The organism is Achromobacter sp. D10 (assembly GCF_035282245.1).
Classification (GTDB): Bacteria; Pseudomonadota; Gammaproteobacteria; order Burkholderiales; family Burkholderiaceae_B; genus Achromobacter; species Achromobacter insolitus.
Window position 1 is genome coordinate 772,424 of sequence record NZ_JAYJLE010000001.1, and the last position, 14,796, is coordinate 787,219.

The 14,796-nt window shown below is 64.2% G+C and carries 13 protein-coding genes; 4 read left to right on the plus strand and 9 right to left on the minus strand.

Annotated elements, in window-relative coordinates; translation table 11 throughout:
- Positions 1-111 precede the first annotated feature (111 nt).
- A complete protein-coding gene (locus VCS63_RS03705; RefSeq protein WP_042795745.1) occupies positions 112-393 on the plus strand; it encodes a (2Fe-2S)-binding protein in 282 nt (93 codons plus the stop codon).
- 30 nt (positions 394-423) lie between these two features.
- Here VCS63_RS03705 and VCS63_RS03710 read toward each other — a convergent pair whose 3' ends face one another.
- A complete protein-coding gene (locus VCS63_RS03710; RefSeq protein ID WP_278488253.1) occupies positions 424-1,281 on the minus strand; it encodes a LysR substrate-binding domain-containing protein in 858 nt (285 codons plus the stop codon).
- Positions 1,282-1,411: 130 nt separating this feature from the next.
- Between VCS63_RS03710 and VCS63_RS03715 the strand changes: the two genes are divergently transcribed.
- Both VCS63_RS03715 and bfr read left to right on the plus strand, forming a co-directional pair.
- Positions 1,412-2,326 carry a DMT family transporter gene (locus VCS63_RS03715; protein ID WP_042795742.1) on the plus strand — a complete coding sequence of 305 codons (915 nt, stop codon included), beginning with the start codon at positions 1,412-1,414 and terminating at the stop codon, positions 2,324-2,326.
- Positions 2,327-2,701: 375 nt separating this feature from the next.
- Positions 2,702-3,178, plus strand: coding sequence for a bacterioferritin (gene bfr / locus VCS63_RS03720; RefSeq protein ID WP_042795741.1), 477 nt, complete (start codon positions 2,702-2,704; stop codon positions 3,176-3,178).
- A 76-nt stretch (positions 3,179-3,254) separates the two neighbouring features.
- Here bfr and VCS63_RS03725 read toward each other — a convergent pair whose 3' ends face one another.
- The 4 genes from VCS63_RS03725 to VCS63_RS03740 form a co-directional block, all read right to left on the minus strand.
- Complete coding sequence (locus tag VCS63_RS03725; RefSeq protein WP_170946311.1) at positions 3,255-3,938, minus strand: hypothetical protein; 684 nt, start codon at positions 3,936-3,938, stop codon at positions 3,255-3,257.
- 24 nt (positions 3,939-3,962) lie between these two features.
- Positions 3,963-5,570 (minus strand): peptide chain release factor 3, encoded by a 1,608-nt coding sequence (locus VCS63_RS03730; protein ID WP_042795739.1) that lies wholly within the window; start codon positions 5,568-5,570, stop codon positions 3,963-3,965.
- 109 nt (positions 5,571-5,679) lie between these two features.
- Positions 5,680-6,309 carry a LysE family translocator gene (locus VCS63_RS03735; protein WP_042797460.1) on the minus strand — a complete coding sequence of 210 codons (630 nt, stop codon included), beginning with the start codon at positions 6,307-6,309 and terminating at the stop codon, positions 5,680-5,682.
- A gap of 32 nt (positions 6,310-6,341) precedes the next feature.
- The gene (locus tag VCS63_RS03740) at positions 6,342-7,868 is read right to left on the minus strand and encodes a DEAD/DEAH box helicase (protein WP_063639193.1); all 1,527 of its coding nucleotides are present in this window, start codon (positions 7,866-7,868) and stop codon (positions 6,342-6,344) included.
- Between the two features lie 303 nt (positions 7,869-8,171).
- Here VCS63_RS03740 and VCS63_RS03745 point away from each other — a divergent pair, with 303 nt between their 5' ends.
- Positions 8,172-9,644 carry a YdgA family protein gene (locus VCS63_RS03745; protein ID WP_042795738.1) on the plus strand — a complete coding sequence of 491 codons (1,473 nt, stop codon included), beginning with the start codon at positions 8,172-8,174 and terminating at the stop codon, positions 9,642-9,644.
- Between the two features lie 94 nt (positions 9,645-9,738).
- Here the strand turns inward: VCS63_RS03745 and VCS63_RS03750 are convergent, their stop codons facing one another.
- From VCS63_RS03750 to VCS63_RS03765, 4 genes are all read right to left on the minus strand, one after another.
- Positions 9,739-10,947 (minus strand): metal-dependent hydrolase family protein, encoded by a 1,209-nt coding sequence (locus tag VCS63_RS03750; RefSeq protein WP_063639194.1) that lies wholly within the window; start codon positions 10,945-10,947, stop codon positions 9,739-9,741.
- 25 nt (positions 10,948-10,972) lie between these two features.
- A complete protein-coding gene (locus VCS63_RS03755; protein ID WP_042795736.1) occupies positions 10,973-12,700 on the minus strand; it encodes an ABC transporter ATP-binding protein in 1,728 nt (575 codons plus the stop codon).
- Positions 12,701-12,707: 7 nt separating this feature from the next.
- A complete protein-coding gene (locus VCS63_RS03760) occupies positions 12,708-13,634 on the minus strand; it encodes an ABC transporter permease (protein ID WP_042795734.1) in 927 nt (308 codons plus the stop codon).
- Between the two features lie 91 nt (positions 13,635-13,725).
- The gene (locus VCS63_RS03765; protein ID WP_042795733.1) at positions 13,726-14,697 is read right to left on the minus strand and encodes an ABC transporter permease; all 972 of its coding nucleotides are present in this window, start codon (positions 14,695-14,697) and stop codon (positions 13,726-13,728) included.
- Positions 14,698-14,796: the final 99 nt, after the last annotated feature.

The following is a 14,796-nucleotide window of genomic DNA, read 5'->3' on the forward strand; positions in this document are numbered from 1 at the left end:
GGAATAACGGAAATTCGTCCCTATTTTCAACGACTTGCGTGACACTTCGGTTGCAAATTTATTTGCGCGCGGGGCTTGCCAGTAGCAGAATAATTTTCGATAATTATTCTCATGTACATTTGCGTATGTAATGCCATCACCGAACGCCAAGTCCGCGCCAGCGTGGACGCAGGCGCGACGACGCTTTCCGACCTGCAATTCGAGCTGGGCGTAGCCACGTGCTGCGGCTGCTGTGCGGCTACCGCTACCGAATACCTGCCAGGCGGCCGCTGCTCCAGCGTGTGCGACGTGCGCTCCATAGCGGTTCCGGTCAATCCTCCGGCCACGCTGGTCGAGTCGGGCGCGCCCGCTGCCAACAGCAGCTTCCCGATTCCCCTCGTCGCTACCGCCTGAGGATAGTCGTCTATCTCCGGCTCGCTGCCGTCACGCAGCGAGCCGCATTGCTTCTTTCTCGCAAAACTCCCGGACGGTCATCGCCAATTGGCGTGCAGGCTCGCGCACCGTGTCGGCGAGGCATAGCGCCAGTTCGGTCGACGGTATCGGTGGCAGTCCTGCATCGATGACCCGATGGTCCGGCAAGAGGCAACGCCGCTCCAGCAGTGCCACCCCAAGTCCCCCCGTCAATGCGGCCTGCAAGCCCATGAGGTTCGGGCTTTCGTAGGCGATCCGCCAGTGCCGGCCCGCGGCTTCCAGGGCGTGGATGGCACGGTTGCGGTAGATGCAGCCCTGCGGGAATGCCACCAGCGGCACCGGCTCGGTCGGTGCGAGGTTCAGGCCGGGGCCGCAGATCCAATGCAAATGTTCGGGCCAGGCGGCCAAGGCGGCGCCAGCGCCCGGCTCACGCTTGAGCAGCGCGACGTCCAGGTCGCCCCGTTCCAGCGCGCGCGTGAGCGCGGAGGTCAGATCGCAGCGGACCGATAGCCGCACGCCCGGCCGGGACCGTGCGAACTCCGCGACCACCATGGTCAGCTTGTCGGCCGCGAAATCGTCCGGCACGCCCAGCCGGATGACGTCCACGCGCTTGCGCCCGCTGACGGCTTCCCGGACTTCGGTTGATAGGGCCAACATCCGCCGCGCATAGCCCAGCAGGCGCTCGCCATCCTCGGTGAGCGAAACCTGCCGGCCCTCACGGATGAACAGCGCGCATTCCAGGATTTCCTCGAGCTTGCGGATTTGCTGGCTGACGGTGGACTGGCTGCGGTGCACCCGTTCGCCTGCCGCCGTGAAGCCGCCGGCGTCCACCACGGACACGAAGCTGTGCAAAAGGTCGAGATCTGGCATCTGCGTGCTCCATGCATTCATTTTTCAAATACTTTCGATCCGAATAAAGAGTTTGTCAATGGATGAAAGGCCGCGCAGAATTCCTACATCCGCCGCAACTGCGGCAGCGCGTCCACCTCGGATTCCCCCCATGAAGGCCACCTCGACCCTGTCTGCCACCGCCATATCCGCCCCAGCCTCGCCGGGCATCAGCTGGGCTCCCATCGCGGCTTTCTGCTTTCTTTGGAGCTCGGCGTTCGCGGCAGCCAAGATCGCGGTGCGGGACTGTCCGCCGCTGACCTTGTTGACCATCCGCTTCCTGATCGCGGGCGCCCTGATGCTGGGCCTGGCAGCGGCCAGCGGCCGCTGGAAAATGCCGGGCGGGCGCGATCTGGTGGCGCTAATCCTGCTGGGCGTGCTGAACAACGCTCTATACCTGGGGCTGAGCTGGTCAGGCATGACAACGGTGTCGTCCGCATTCACTGCGGTGCTGATCAGCACCAACCCGCTGCTGATCGGCGTGCTGGCAGGCCCGGTACTGGGTGAGCGCCTGGGCTGGCGCAAGCTGCTCGGCCTGTGCCTGGGATTGGCGGGAGTGGCGCTGGTGCTGCGTTCGCGGCTGTCGGGCATGCAGGAGGACCTGCATGGCACGTTGCTGGTGACGGGAGGCCTGGTGGCGCTGGTGGCTGGCACGCTGCTCTACAAGCGTCTGAAGCCCTCCTCGGGCTTATGGACATCCACGGGCATACAGTCGCTCGCGGGCGCCGCGGCCTTGCTGCCCTTTGCGCTGATGCACGAGAGCATCGGCGACGCGCGCATGACCGCCAGCCTGTTCTGGAGCATGGCCTACATGATCGTCGCGGTCTCGATGGGCGGCTATTACCTGTGGTTCATGATTCTCGGCCGTGCCAGCGCCACGGCCGCCAGCGCGCTGCACTTCCTGATGCCGCCACTGGGGCTGCTGTTCGGATGGCTGGTGTTGGGCGAACACGTGTCGTGGCTGGACTTGCTGGGCATCGTGCCGATCGCGTTCGGCATCTGGCTTGCGACGCGGCGGGCCGCATAGCGTGGACTTGCCGCACCGTTGCCGCGCAGTTGTCGATCTGCAACTAAAGGGCCCGCGCGTGTCGCGCGCCCTTTCCGGCGGGCGCCGCCGCTGATTGGGGCCGGATCTCGCGGCATTCCGAGGCGCAATCCGCAGACTTGCCCGCGCACAGGCCGCATGGATGCTGTGCAGTGCATGCAAGGTATCACGCACGCATACTCATTCTCATTTTCCTAACGCTTTCTTCTTGTGGTCCTAAAGCGGTTTACCAAATGCAGCGCAAGGCTAGGCGCGGCCCTCCGGCTGGTGGTAGTCTGCCGGGGTTGCGTACGCGCGGCATCGTGCGCTCCTTTGTCGCGATGCATCTGCGTCGCGCCTGACTGCAAGGAGTCCATCATGAAAGGCGACAAAACCGTCATCCAGTTTCTGAACAAGCAACTGACCAACGAACTGACGGCCATCAACCAGTATTTCCTGCATGCCCGCATGCTGAACCATTGGGGTTTCGACAAGCTGGGCAAGCACGAGTACGAAGAATCCATCGGCGAAATGAAGCATGCGGATCGCCTGATCGAACGCATCTTCATGCTGGACGGCCTGCCCAACCTGCAAGACCTGCACAAGCTGCTGATCGGCGAAGACGTGCCGGAATTGCTGGCTTGTGACCTGAAGCTGGAGCAAGGCGCCCAGGCGACCGTGAAGGAAGCCATCGCGCATTGCGAATCGGTCCGAGATTACGTTTCGCGTGATCTGTTCCAGGATATCCTGGACGACACTGAAGAGCACATCGACTACCTGGAAACGCAGATCGACCTGATCGACAAGGTCGGCATCCAGAACTACCTGCAAAGCCAGATGTCCGTGCCGGAGTAATGTTCCGGTCATGAAAAATGGCGCCCCGCGGGGCGCCATTTTTTTGGTGTTGCGCGCGTTGCGCCGCAGGCCGGCCTTATTGCGGGCGGGCCGGGCACTCGGCCATGGTGCCCCAGGCGCGGTTGGGGCCGCAATACTTGTTGCGCGCGGCCCAAGAGCACGACGGGCGCTCGAAGAAGCCCTGCGTGGCGCAATGCGCCAGTTCACGCTTGAGCGCATCTTGCCAGCCCAGGGCGCCAGGCGCCTGCGCGGTGTTGGGGGGCGGCGCCTGGACCATTTGCGGCGTGCCGTAGCCACTGGCCTGGACCTGGCCGCCGCCGTTGATGGCGGTGGACGTGCCCGGCGCTTGCAGATCCAGCGTGCTGACGTCCGAAGGGCCCGAGGGTAGCGGCACGTGCGAAGCCGCCGCGATTTCGCGGGCCTGGTCGGGGCTGATGCGGTCCCGCGAGATCTTCACCGACGGATCGCTGACGGTGTCGAACAGCGAAACGGTATTGACCTGCCATTCGCGGTCGGCGGGTTTGTCGGGCACGCCCAAGGTACCGTCGATGCGCGGTTGCGGAGGCTGGGCCACATAAGGACGGCCATTGGCATCCAGCACGGGCTGCTGGGAAGCCGCGGCATCCTGGCCAGGAGCAGGCGCGGCCACCGGCGCATGCGCCACCAGCCAATCACCCAATTGAATACCGCCCCAGGCCGACGCGCCAAGCGCGATCAGGAGCGTTGCGAATAAGAAACGCCAAGACATTGCTACCCTCATCTGCCGTGCGGAACCCGAACGGGTCTACGCTTTGTCTCCGAAAACCTTGCCGCCGTGCTCCCGCATGGCATGGAATTTCACATCGGGATACAGTTCTTCGGCTACGCGCAACTGCGCGGGAGAACCGATCAAAAACGCCGCCGCATCCACAACATCATAGGCGATATGGGCGGCATTGGCATCCATGAACTTGCGCAGCGCCTTGGGGTTTTCAGACGTAATCCAACGTGCCATTGTGTAGCGGGAAGGCATCATTCGCGCGTCCACGCCGTACTCGGTCTTCAGCCGGTGGGCGACCACTTCGAACTGCAGTTGGCCGACCGCGCCCAGCAGCAGGGAGCCGCCGGACGCCTCGGGACGGAACACCTGGATGGCGCCTTCCTCGCCCAATTGGGTGAGGCCCGTGCGCAACTGCTTGGTGCGCAGCGGATCCTTCACTTCCACCGCCTGGAACAACTCGGGGGCAAAGAACGGCAGGCCGGTGAACTGCAGCGTCTCGCCTTCGGTCAGCACGTCGCCCAGCTGCAGCACGCCGTGGTTGGGAATGCCGATCACATCGCCGGCATAGGCCTCATCCAGGAGCTCGCGCCGTTGCGACAGGAACGACACCACGTTGTTGGGGCGCATTTCCTTGTTGGTGCGCGCGACCTTCAGGCGCATGCCGCGCTCGAAGCGGCCCGAGCTGACGCGCACGAATGCAACGCGGTCGCGGTGGGCCGGGTCCATGTTGGCCTGCACTTTGAACACGACGCCGGTGAACTTGGGTTCTTCAGGCTGCACTTCCCGCTGCATGGCCGTGCGCGGGCCAGGGGGCGGCGCCTGTTCTACCAGCGCATCCAGCACTTCCTGCACGCCGAAGTTGTTGATGGCGGAGCCGAAGAACACGGGCGTCTGCTTGCCGGCCAGGAATTGGTCGCGGTCGAAGGCGGGCGCGGCTTCGTTGATGAGCTCGATTTCGCCGCTGGCCTGCTCGAACGCCGAGCCGAAGCGCTGCGCGATTTCCGGATTGGTCAGGCCTTCGATGAAGTCGTCGTTGTCGGAACGGCGTTCCTGGCCAGGGCGGAACACGCGCATGCGATCGCGGCGGATATCGAACACGCCGCCAAACGCCTTGCCCATGCCAACGGGCCACGAGAACGGCACCGCGTCCATGCCCAGGTGGCCTTCGATCTCGGACAGCAGCTCCAGCGGCTCGCGCACTTCGCGGTCCATCTTGTTGATGAACGTGATGATGGGCGTGTTGCGTGCCCGGCAGACCTGCAGCAGGCGGATGGTTTGAGGTTCAACGCCGTTGGCGGCATCGATCACCATGAGCGCGGCGTCCACGGCGGTCAGCACGCGGTAGGTGTCTTCGGAGAAGTCCTGGTGCCCCGGGGTGTCGAGCAGATTGATGACGCAATCGCGGTATTCCATCTGCATCACCGAGGACGCCACGGAAATGCCGCGTTGCTTTTCGATTTCCATCCAGTCGGATGACGCATGGCGCGATGCCTTGCGCGCCTTGACGCTGCCGGCGATCTGGATCGCGCCTGCGAACAGCAACAGCTTTTCGGTCAGTGTCGTCTTGCCCGCGTCGGGGTGGGAAATGATGGCGAACGTACGGCGCCGCGCTACTTCGTGAGGGATGTTCATGATCGGAAGGATTTTACTTGGCGCCGCTGTATCGCCCGGCGCGGTCCGGTATCGGGCATGAAAAGGCGCGGGGCATGCGCCGTCGCCGGCGCATGCCCCGCGCGTAGGTTCAGGAATGGCGGCGGAACGATGCCAGGAACACGCCTGCCAGGATGAACAGCGAACCGAAGGTGCGGTTCATCCAGCGAATATGCTTGGCGTCACGCAGCAGGCGCAGCACGCGCGCCGCCAGCAGCGTGTAGACGCCCATGGCCACCAGGTCGGTGAACGCCAGCGTGCCGGCCAGGGCCGCGTACTGAGGCACCAGCGGCAGCGAGGTGTCCACGAACTGCGGCACCACGGCCAGCAGGAACACCGTGCCCTTGGGGTTCATGGTGTTGATCAGGAAGCCGCGCAGGACCAGTTCACGGATCGAGGCGCGCTTGGGATCGCCCGCGTCCACCGCGACCGGCGCGGCGTCCGTGCGGATCTGGCGCACGCCCAGGTAAATCAGATAAGCCACGCCGAGGTACTTGACCACGTTGAAGGCCATTTCGGACGTGGCCAGCACGGCACCGAGGCCCACCGCCACCACCACGAACTGGAACAGGATGCCCATGATCAGGCCGGCCGTGTTCCAGTAGCCGCGCGCGAAGCCGTATTTCAGGCCGGACGACATCGCCGAGATCGCTCCCGCGCCAGGCGAGAACGAAATGGCCCAGGAGGCCAGGAAGAACGTCAACCAGGTGGATAAGGGCATGGCGCGGATCCGTGGGTAGCGGTAGCGGGATATTACTTGCTCAGCAGCGCGGCACGCGGGGTGCCGGCAGGACGTCCGGAACCGCCATTGCCTGCCGGGCGGGCGGACCCTTCCGGACGGCGGTGGTTCTGCTGCGGACGGCCTTCGTTGCGGCCAGCGTGGGCCGGACGGTCGGCGGGCTTGCCGTCGCGGGGGCCGTGGCTGGCGCGGCCTTCGCCGCCGGCACGGGCCGGCGCCGGGGCGCGGTTGCCTGAAGCTGCGCGTGGCTGGCCCTGGCCCTGGCTTTGCGCCGGACGCGAGCGGCCGCCGTTGCCATTGCCGCCGCGACCGCCATTGCGGCCGCCGCCGCCGCGCGGGCTGCGGTTGTCTTCGTCGCGTTCCTGGCGGTCGTAGGCCGCGGCGGTCGTGGCCGGCGGCGTCCAGCCTTCCACGGCCTTGCGTTCGATGGGCTTCTTGATCAGGCGCTCGATGTCCTTGAGCAGCTTGATTTCGCTATTGTCGACCAGCGAGATCGCGGCGCCGGTGGATCCAGCGCGGCCGGTGCGGCCGATACGGTGCACATAGTCTTCAGGGACGTTGGGCAGTTCGAAGTTCACCACCTGTGGCAACTGGTCGATGTCCAGGCCACGCGCGGCGATGTCGGTCGCCACCAGCACCGTCACGGTGTTGTCCTTGAAGCCGGCCAGCGCGCGGGTGCGGGCCGATTGGCTTTTGTTGCCGTGGATCGCGGCGGCGGTCAGGCCATCCTTGACCAGCTTTTCGGCCAGGCGGTTGGCGCCGTGCTTGGTGCGGGTGAATACCAGCACCTGGTGCCAGCCGCTTTCGCGGATGATGTGGCTGATGAGGTCGCGCTTGTGGTGCTGTTCCACCAGGTGCACCGTCTGGGTGACCAGCTCGGTCGCGGTGTTGCGCGGGGTGACCGACACTTCGCCGGGGTTGTTCAGCACGCCGCGCGCGAGGGTGCGGATTTCGTCGGAGAACGTTGCCGAGAACAGCAGATTCTGGCGCTGCTTGGGCAAGAGAGCGAGGATCTTGCGGATGTCGCGGATGAAGCCCATGTCCAGCATGCGGTCGGCTTCGTCCAGCACCAGGATCTCGACGCCGGACAGGTCCACCGTCTTCTGGCCGCAATGATCCAAGAGGCGGCCGGGCGTGGCGACCAGGATGTCCAGCGGCTTTCTCAGCGCGGAGATCTGGGGATTGATATTGACGCCGCCGAACATCACCATGGACGACAGCGGGGTGTACTTGCCGTACGTTTGCACCGATTCCTCGACCTGCGCGGTCAATTCACGCGTCGGGGTCAGGATCAGGCAGCGCGGCCGGCCAGGCTTGCGCTGCTCGGGTTTTTTCTGCATCAGCAGATGCAGGATGGGCAGCGTGAAGCCGGCGGTCTTGCCGGTGCCGGTCTGCGCGGCGGCGAGCAAATCGCCACCCTTGAGGACCTGGGGAATGGCCTGGGCCTGAATGGGAGTGGGTGCGGTGTAGCCGGTCTCGGCAATGGCGCGCAACAGGGAATCAGCCAGCCCGAGGTCGGCAAAAGGGGAAGAGGTAGTCAAAACAACTCCAGCGGCAGCCCGTCGCTCAAGTTGAGAGACTCCAATCCAGGCGGACGAATAAGGAGAAAAGGGAAGCGCCCTGATGGGCGAAGCTTGGCAGCGAAGGGCCTAGCGGACGTGTGCAGATTGGCAAAGCACACGAGGCGATTGTAGCTGATGTGGCGTGGCGGTACCGGCCGGGAGGGATGGCCCTGTATCAATAAGCAACATATTGCAGCGCCTTTGCACGAAATAAGTGTTTTCCCTAGGCTGTAATACCTATAATCCGTCCGCTTTCATCCATTTGAAGAATAAAGGATTGCAATGAAAAAATCGGCAATTTTGGGCCTTGTCGTCGCGCTGGGCGCGGTCTGGACCGGCACGGCCTGGTACACGGGCCAGAAGGCCGAGGCTTTCGTCAAGCAATCGATCGAGCAAGCCAATGTTGAACTGAAGAAGTTCGGCGAAAAATGGGGTGTGACCCCCGTGGTTGAGCTGGTGTCATTCGACCGCGGCGTGTTTACGTCCACCGAGCGCTACCGCGTCAAGTTCACCGAGCCGGCTGCCGACGGCAAGCCGGCCCAGGATCACGAACTCGTATTCGTCGAGCACCTGGACCATGGTCCTTTCCCGCTGTCCAACCTGAAGTCGGGCTCCCTGGCTCCTGCCATGGTGGCCAGCCGCTTCCAGCTGGAAGAGACGCCCCTGGTCAAGGAATGGTTTGCCGCCGCCAAGGGCGCGGCGCCCCTGTCCGGCGCCTATAGCGTCAGCTACGCCAAGAACATCACCGGCAATTTCGACATGGCTCCGGTGGAATTCGCCAAGGACGCCAATAGCCTGAAGTTCTCGGGCATGAAGGGCGATGTGACCTACGCCACCGGCAGCAAGCACGGCACGGTTGCGCTGAACGCCGACAGCCTGGTGCTGGCGGGCGAATCCGAAGACAGCGACATCGTCAGCATGGCCATGTCCGGCCTGACCTTGACCAGCGACATGACGCCGGCCTCGAACGATATGTACGTGGGCAGCCAGAAGGTCGGCCTCAAGAACTGGACGATCACCTCCAAGGAAAAGCCGCCGGTCCAGCTCAAGGACACCGCCATCACCGTCGACATGACGGAAGCCAATTCGCTGATGGGCGTGAAGATGGCCATGGATTTCGGCATGATCAACGTGCAGGACAAGGACATGGCCGGCCTGAAGCTGGTCCTGGACGCCCAGAAGCTGGATTCGAAGGCCTTCAAGGCGTTGAACGACGTCTATGAAGCCGCGTCGCGCCGCATGATGCAGAGCAAGGACGAGGAACAGGCTCCCCAGTTCACGGATGAGGAAAAGCAGGTCATCAAGACCAACGTCGAACTGCTGTTGGCTGGCAATCCGACGCTGGCGGTGTCGCCGCTGGAAGTGCGCACGGCCAATGGCACGTCGACCTTCAACCTGGACCTGGACATGGCCAAGCCGGCCTCGCTGGACGGCGAATTCGCCGATACGTTGATGCAGACGATCCGCAAGCTCAACGCCAAGCTGGTGCTGTCCAAGGGCAACCTGAGCGACCTGATGGCCATCGAGCCGCAGGTGCGTGGCGTGCCGGCCGAGCAGGCTCAGCAAACCGCCAAGGGCCAGGCTGAAATGGTGGGGACCATGGCTACCGCCATGGGCATGGCCAAGGTCGAGAACAACAACATCGTGACCTACCTGAACTACGCCGACGGCCAGGTCGACTTCAATGGCAAGAAGATGCCTGTTGAACAGTTCCTGATGATGGTGATGAGCGGCGCGATGGGCGGCGCTCGCTAAACCGGGCGAACCGCCCGCAGCAGAGGCGGTATCGAAGGCCGCCGCGCCCAGGGCGCGGCGGCTTTTTCATTTGCGGTTCCGGGCCGGGGTCGGCTCAGAGCGGCAAGGCGCCGGCCGCGACTTCCCCGTTACGCAGTACTGCGACGTGGAAACGCTTGTCGGCCGCTTTCGTGATGTCTTCGGTGGGATCGCCCTGCACCAGCAGCAGGTCGGCCACATTGCCATCGGCGATGGCGCCGTGCAGGTCCATGCCCATCAGGTCGTGGCCGCGCGACGTACCGGCAATCAGGGCATCCACGGGCGTCATGCCGAACTCCACCATGTAGGCAAGTTCCATGGCGTTCTCGCCATGCAGGTTGAACGGGGTGCCGGCGTCGGTGCCCAGTGCGATGCGTCCGCCTGCCTTGTAGTACATCTGAAACGATTCGCGGTGGCGCTGCTCCACCGCGCGCGCCTTTTCGACGGCATAGGCGGGGATGCCGTTGTCGGCATTGGCGATGATGTTGCGCACGGCTGCGATGGTGGGCACCAGATAGGTCTGGGCGTCCAGCATCTCGCGCAGGCACTCATCGTCCATGAAGATGCCGTGTTCGATCGAGTCGATGCCGGCGCGCACCGCATTCAGAATGCCCAGCGTGCCTTGCGCGTGGCTAGCGGTGCTTTTGCGGAAACGCTTGGCTTCATGCACGCCAGCCTTCATTTCATCGAAGCTGTAATGCGCGTCCATGGGGCTGACGCCCGGCGTCATGACGCCGCCCGTGGCCATGATCTTCACCAGGTCGCAACCGGCGTGCACCTGCTCGCGAACGGCCTTGATCACGTCTTCACAGCCATCGGCGACACGGCCGATGCGGTTGCCGTGGCCGCCCGTCATGCAGATGATGCGGCCCGAGGCCTTGATCGTGGGCCCTGGAAACACACCGCGCGCGATGGCGTCGCGCACACCGAACTCCAGGTAGTCCTTGCCGCCGCAATCGCGCAGCGCGGTGACGCCGCCGCGCAGGCTGGCCTGGGCGTTTTCCAGCGCGGTCAGCGTGATCTGGGCCGGACCCTGCTTGCTCAGTTGGGCGTTCGGATCGGCCCCGCCCGTGTAGACCAGGTGGACGTGGCAGTCGGCCAGGCTGGGCATCAGGGTCATGCCGTCGGTGCGTACGGTGATGCCCGCATACCCGGAGAACTCACCGGCCGGCGCCACGCGCGCGATGTGCCGGTCTTCGACCAGCACGCCGTGGTTGGGCAGCAGCTTGCCCTTGCCGTCGAAAACCTGGCCGCCTATGAACAGGGTCTGTCGTGTTGCCGTCATGTCTCGCTCCGGATTGCGCCTGGCGCTACTCCGCCACGTCCAGGCCCTCGCGGGACATGGATTGCAGGCGGGGCATGAGGCCAAGCAGGTGTTGGCTGTAGGGATGCTGCGGGCGTTCGAAGAGGTCTTCGGTATCTGCCACTTCCAGGAGCTCGCCATAGCGCATTACGCCCACGCGGTCGCACATCTGGCGGATCACCGGCAGATCGTGGCTGATGAACAGCATGGTCAGGCCGAGTTCCTCTTGCAGGTCTTTCAGCAGATTCAGGATCTGCGCCTGGATCGAGACGTCCAGCGCCGACGTCGGTTCGTCGCAGATCAGGAAGCGGGGGCGCGTGGCCAGGGCGCGGGCGATGCAGATGCGTTGACGCTGTCCGCCTGAAAATTCGTGCGGGAAGCGTTCGGCGGCGCGGTCGCCCAGGCCTACCACGTCCAGCAAGTCGGCCACGATGCGGCGTGCTTCTGCTTCATTTGCGGCGAGCTTGTGGAAGCGGATCGGTTCGGCCACGATGTCCAGCACGCGCATGCGCGGATTGAGCGAGGAAAACGGATCCTGGAAGATCATCTGGATCTGCCGCCGGAACGGGTTCAGCTGCTTTTCGCCCTTGAGCGCGGTCAGGTCGGTGCCACCAAAATTGACCGAGCCTTCACTGGGCGTGTACAGGCCGGAGATCAGCCGCGCGACGGTGGACTTGCCGGAACCGGACTCGCCCACCAAGCCGAATACCTCGCCCTCGCCAATCGAGAAGTTGACGCGCTTGACCGCGTCCAGCGTGCGCTGGTTGCGCTTGAGCAGCGCGCTCTTCAAGACGAAGCGCATGCTCAAGTCGCGCACCTGCACCAGCGGGCCGTCAGTGCGCGCGCCGAAGTCGCGGCGCTGCCCGAGCCAGTGCGTGGCCAGGTCCAGCGGTTGCGCGGGCTTCTTCACGTCCTCGATGTAAGTGACCAGCGGGAAGCGCTTGAGCTTGATATCGGGACGCGGCACGGCCGAGATCAAGCTGCGGGTGTACGGATGGTCGGGATCGCCCAGGATCTTGGCGGTAGGACCCTGTTCGACCAGTTTGCCGTGATACAGCACCGCCACGCGGTCAGTCACGTCCGCGATCACGCCCATGTCGTGCGTGATGATGATCATGCCGACCTGCTCTTCACGGCAAAGCTTCTTGAGCAGTTCCAGGATCTGAGCCTGGATGGACACGTCGAGCGCGGTGGTGGGCTCGTCGGCAATGATGACTTCGGGTTCGCAGCACAGTGCCAGCGCGATCACCACGCGCTGCCGCATGCCGCCGGAGAATTGATGCGGGTACTGTTTGACGCGCAGCTCTGGCTTGTCGATGCCGACTTGCGCCAGCAACTGCACGGCGCGCTTTTGCGCTTCGGCCTGCGACAGGTTCAGGTGTACCTGCATGGTTTCGACCAGCTGGCTTTCCACCGTCTGCAGCGGGTCAAGCGAGGTCAGCGGATCCTGAAAGATCATGCCGATGCGGCGGCCGCGAACTTTGCGTTTTTGCGCGGGATTGAGCGTGTCGATGCGTTCGCCGTTCAGCAGCACGGCGCCGCCAGCCAGGCGGCCAGGCGCTTCCAGCAGGCCGATCACGGCATTGCCTATGGTGGACTTGCCGGCGCCCGATTCGCCCACCACCCCGAGGATCTCGCCCTTTTCCAGCGAGAGCGAGACGCCGTCCACGGCCACCAGCGTGCCGCGGCGACTGGGAAATTCGATGCGGATGTCTTCAATGTTCAACAGGGCCATGGCGTCCTCAGCGCAGCTTGGGGTTGAGCGCGTCGCGCAGCCAGTCGCCCAGCAGGTTGACCGACAGCACGAGCGCCACCAGCGCGATGCCGGGGAATATGGAGATCCACCACATGCCGGAGAAGAGGTAGCTGTTGCCGATGCGGATCAATGTGCCCAACGACGGCGCCGTGGGCGGCACGCCCACGCCCAGGAACGAAAGCGTGGCTTCTGTGATGATGGCGATGGCCAGGTGGATGGTGGCGATGACCAGCACCGGCCCCATGACGTTGGGCAGGATATGCCGGCGCAGGATGGTGAAGGGACCAATGCCGATGAGGCGGGCTGCCTGCACGTATTCCTTGTTGCGTTCCACCAGCGTGGAACCGCGCACGGTGCGGGCGTATTGCACCCAGCCGGAGATGCCGATGGCGAAGATCAGCACGTATAGCGCCAACTGGTCGTGCATGTCGCGCGGCAAGAGGCCCCGCGCCACGCCGTCGATCAGCAGCGCTACCAGGATGGCAGGGAACGACAGCTGCACGTCGGCGATGCGCATGATGAAGCTGTCCACGCGGCCGCCGGCGTAGCCGCTGATAAGGCCCAGCGTCACGCCCAGCACCATAGAGAACAGCACTGAGGCAAAGCCCACCAGCAACGACACGCGCGAACCGTACAGCACGGCCGACAGGATGTCGCGGCCCTGGTCGTCGGTGCCCAACAGGAAGTCGGGACTGCCGCCCTCTTCCCACGACGGCGGCGTGTTGGCGTCCATGATGCTCAAGGACGCCAGGTCGAAGGGGTTGTGCGGCGCGACGACAGGCGCAAACAGCGCACCCAGCAAGATGGCCAGCGTGACGATCGCGGCGATGATCGCGCCCGGCGAACGCTTGAAGCTGTGCCAGAGGTCACTGTCCGCCGCGCGGGTGAAGAATGGAGCGATGCGAGCAATCATATGATTTCCTTTTTTACCGCCGGGCCGTCCCAAGGTAAAAAGCGCCCCCTCGGGGGGCAGCAAGCCGCAGGCGCGGCGTGGGGGTTATTCATCATTTGCTCTGCACGCGCAGACGCGGGTCCACGGCGAAGTACAGCAGGTCGACGACCAGGTTGATGAGCACGAACATGAAGGCGATCAGCACCAGGTAGGCGGCCATGACGGGGATGTCCACCATGCTGATGGCCTGGATGAACAAGAGCCCCATGCCGGGCCACTGGAACACCGTCTCGGTGATGATGGCGAAAGCGATGATGGAGCCCAGCTGCAGCCCCGTGATCGTAATCACGGGGACCATCGTGTTCTTCAGGGCATGGCGGAAATTGATCAGGCGTTCCGGCAGGCCGCGGGCGCGCGCAAACTTGATGAAGTCGGCGCGCAGCACCTCCAGCATCTCTGCGCGCACCAGGCGCATGATCAGCGTCATCTGGAAAAGCGCCAATGTGATGGCCGGCATGATCAGCGCCAGCCAGCCGGATTTGGTCAGGAACCCCGTGGTCCACCAGCCCAGGCTGACTACGTCGCCGCGCCCGAAGCTTGGCAGCCATCGCAGCTGCACCCCAAAGACCAGGATTAGCAGGATGCCGATAAGGAACGTGGGCAGTGAGATGCCGGCCAGTGAAATTGCCATGAAAGTCTTGGACAGCACGCCGTGGCGCTTGAGCGCGGTGTAGATGCCCATCGGGATGCCAAGCGCCAGCGCCATGACGGCGGAGACGAACGACAGTTCCAGCGTAGCGGGCATGCGCTCTTCAAGCAGTTCGCTGACTGGCCGGCGCTGGCGGTATGAAATGCCGAAATCACCTTGCGCAGCGTTGCCGACGAAGCGCGCAAACTGGACCACGAAAGGGTCGTCCAGGCCGAGTTCGCCGCGCAGTTGCGCGCGTTGTTCAGGCGTGGTGTCCTGGCCGACCATGCTGGCTACCGGATCGCCGACATAGCGGAACATGGAGAACGCGATCAGCGCCACCGTCAACATCACCAGCACCGACTGGATAAGCCGTTGCGCAATAAAGGAAAGCATTATCGGGAGCCCTCGTTTGCAGATGACGCCGGGCCGCGTTTCCGTTGCAAGCGGGAAGCGGGGCTGGGCCGGGCGCGCCCGGACGGCTTGCGCCATCCG

Bases quoted from the DNA above. Each gene is read 5' to 3' on its own strand.
- VCS63_RS03705 (WP_042795745.1), top strand. From the start codon at position 112: ATGTACATTTGCGTATGTAATGCCATCACCGAACGCCAAGTCCGCGCC.
- VCS63_RS03710 (WP_278488253.1), bottom strand. From the start codon at position 1,281: ATGCCAGATCTCGACCTTTTGCACAGCTTCGTGTCCGTGGTGGACGCC.
- VCS63_RS03715 (WP_042795742.1), top strand. From the start codon at position 1,412: ATGAAGGCCACCTCGACCCTGTCTGCCACCGCCATATCCGCCCCAGCC.
- bfr (WP_042795741.1), top strand. From the start codon at position 2,702: ATGAAAGGCGACAAAACCGTCATCCAGTTTCTGAACAAGCAACTGACC.
- VCS63_RS03725 (WP_170946311.1), bottom strand. From the start codon at position 3,938: ATGAGGGTAGCAATGTCTTGGCGTTTCTTATTCGCAACGCTCCTGATC.
- VCS63_RS03730 (WP_042795739.1), bottom strand. From the start codon at position 5,570: ATGAACATCCCTCACGAAGTAGCGCGGCGCCGTACGTTCGCCATCATT.
- VCS63_RS03735 (WP_042797460.1), bottom strand. From the start codon at position 6,309: ATGCCCTTATCCACCTGGTTGACGTTCTTCCTGGCCTCCTGGGCCATT.
- VCS63_RS03745 (WP_042795738.1), top strand. From the start codon at position 8,172: ATGAAAAAATCGGCAATTTTGGGCCTTGTCGTCGCGCTGGGCGCGGTC.
- VCS63_RS03750 (WP_063639194.1), bottom strand. From the start codon at position 10,947: ATGACGGCAACACGACAGACCCTGTTCATAGGCGGCCAGGTTTTCGAC.
- VCS63_RS03755 (WP_042795736.1), bottom strand. From the start codon at position 12,700: ATGGCCCTGTTGAACATTGAAGACATCCGCATCGAATTTCCCAGTCGC.
- VCS63_RS03760 (WP_042795734.1), bottom strand. From the start codon at position 13,634: ATGATTGCTCGCATCGCTCCATTCTTCACCCGCGCGGCGGACAGTGAC.
- VCS63_RS03765 (WP_042795733.1), bottom strand. From the start codon at position 14,697: ATGCTTTCCTTTATTGCGCAACGGCTTATCCAGTCGGTGCTGGTGATG.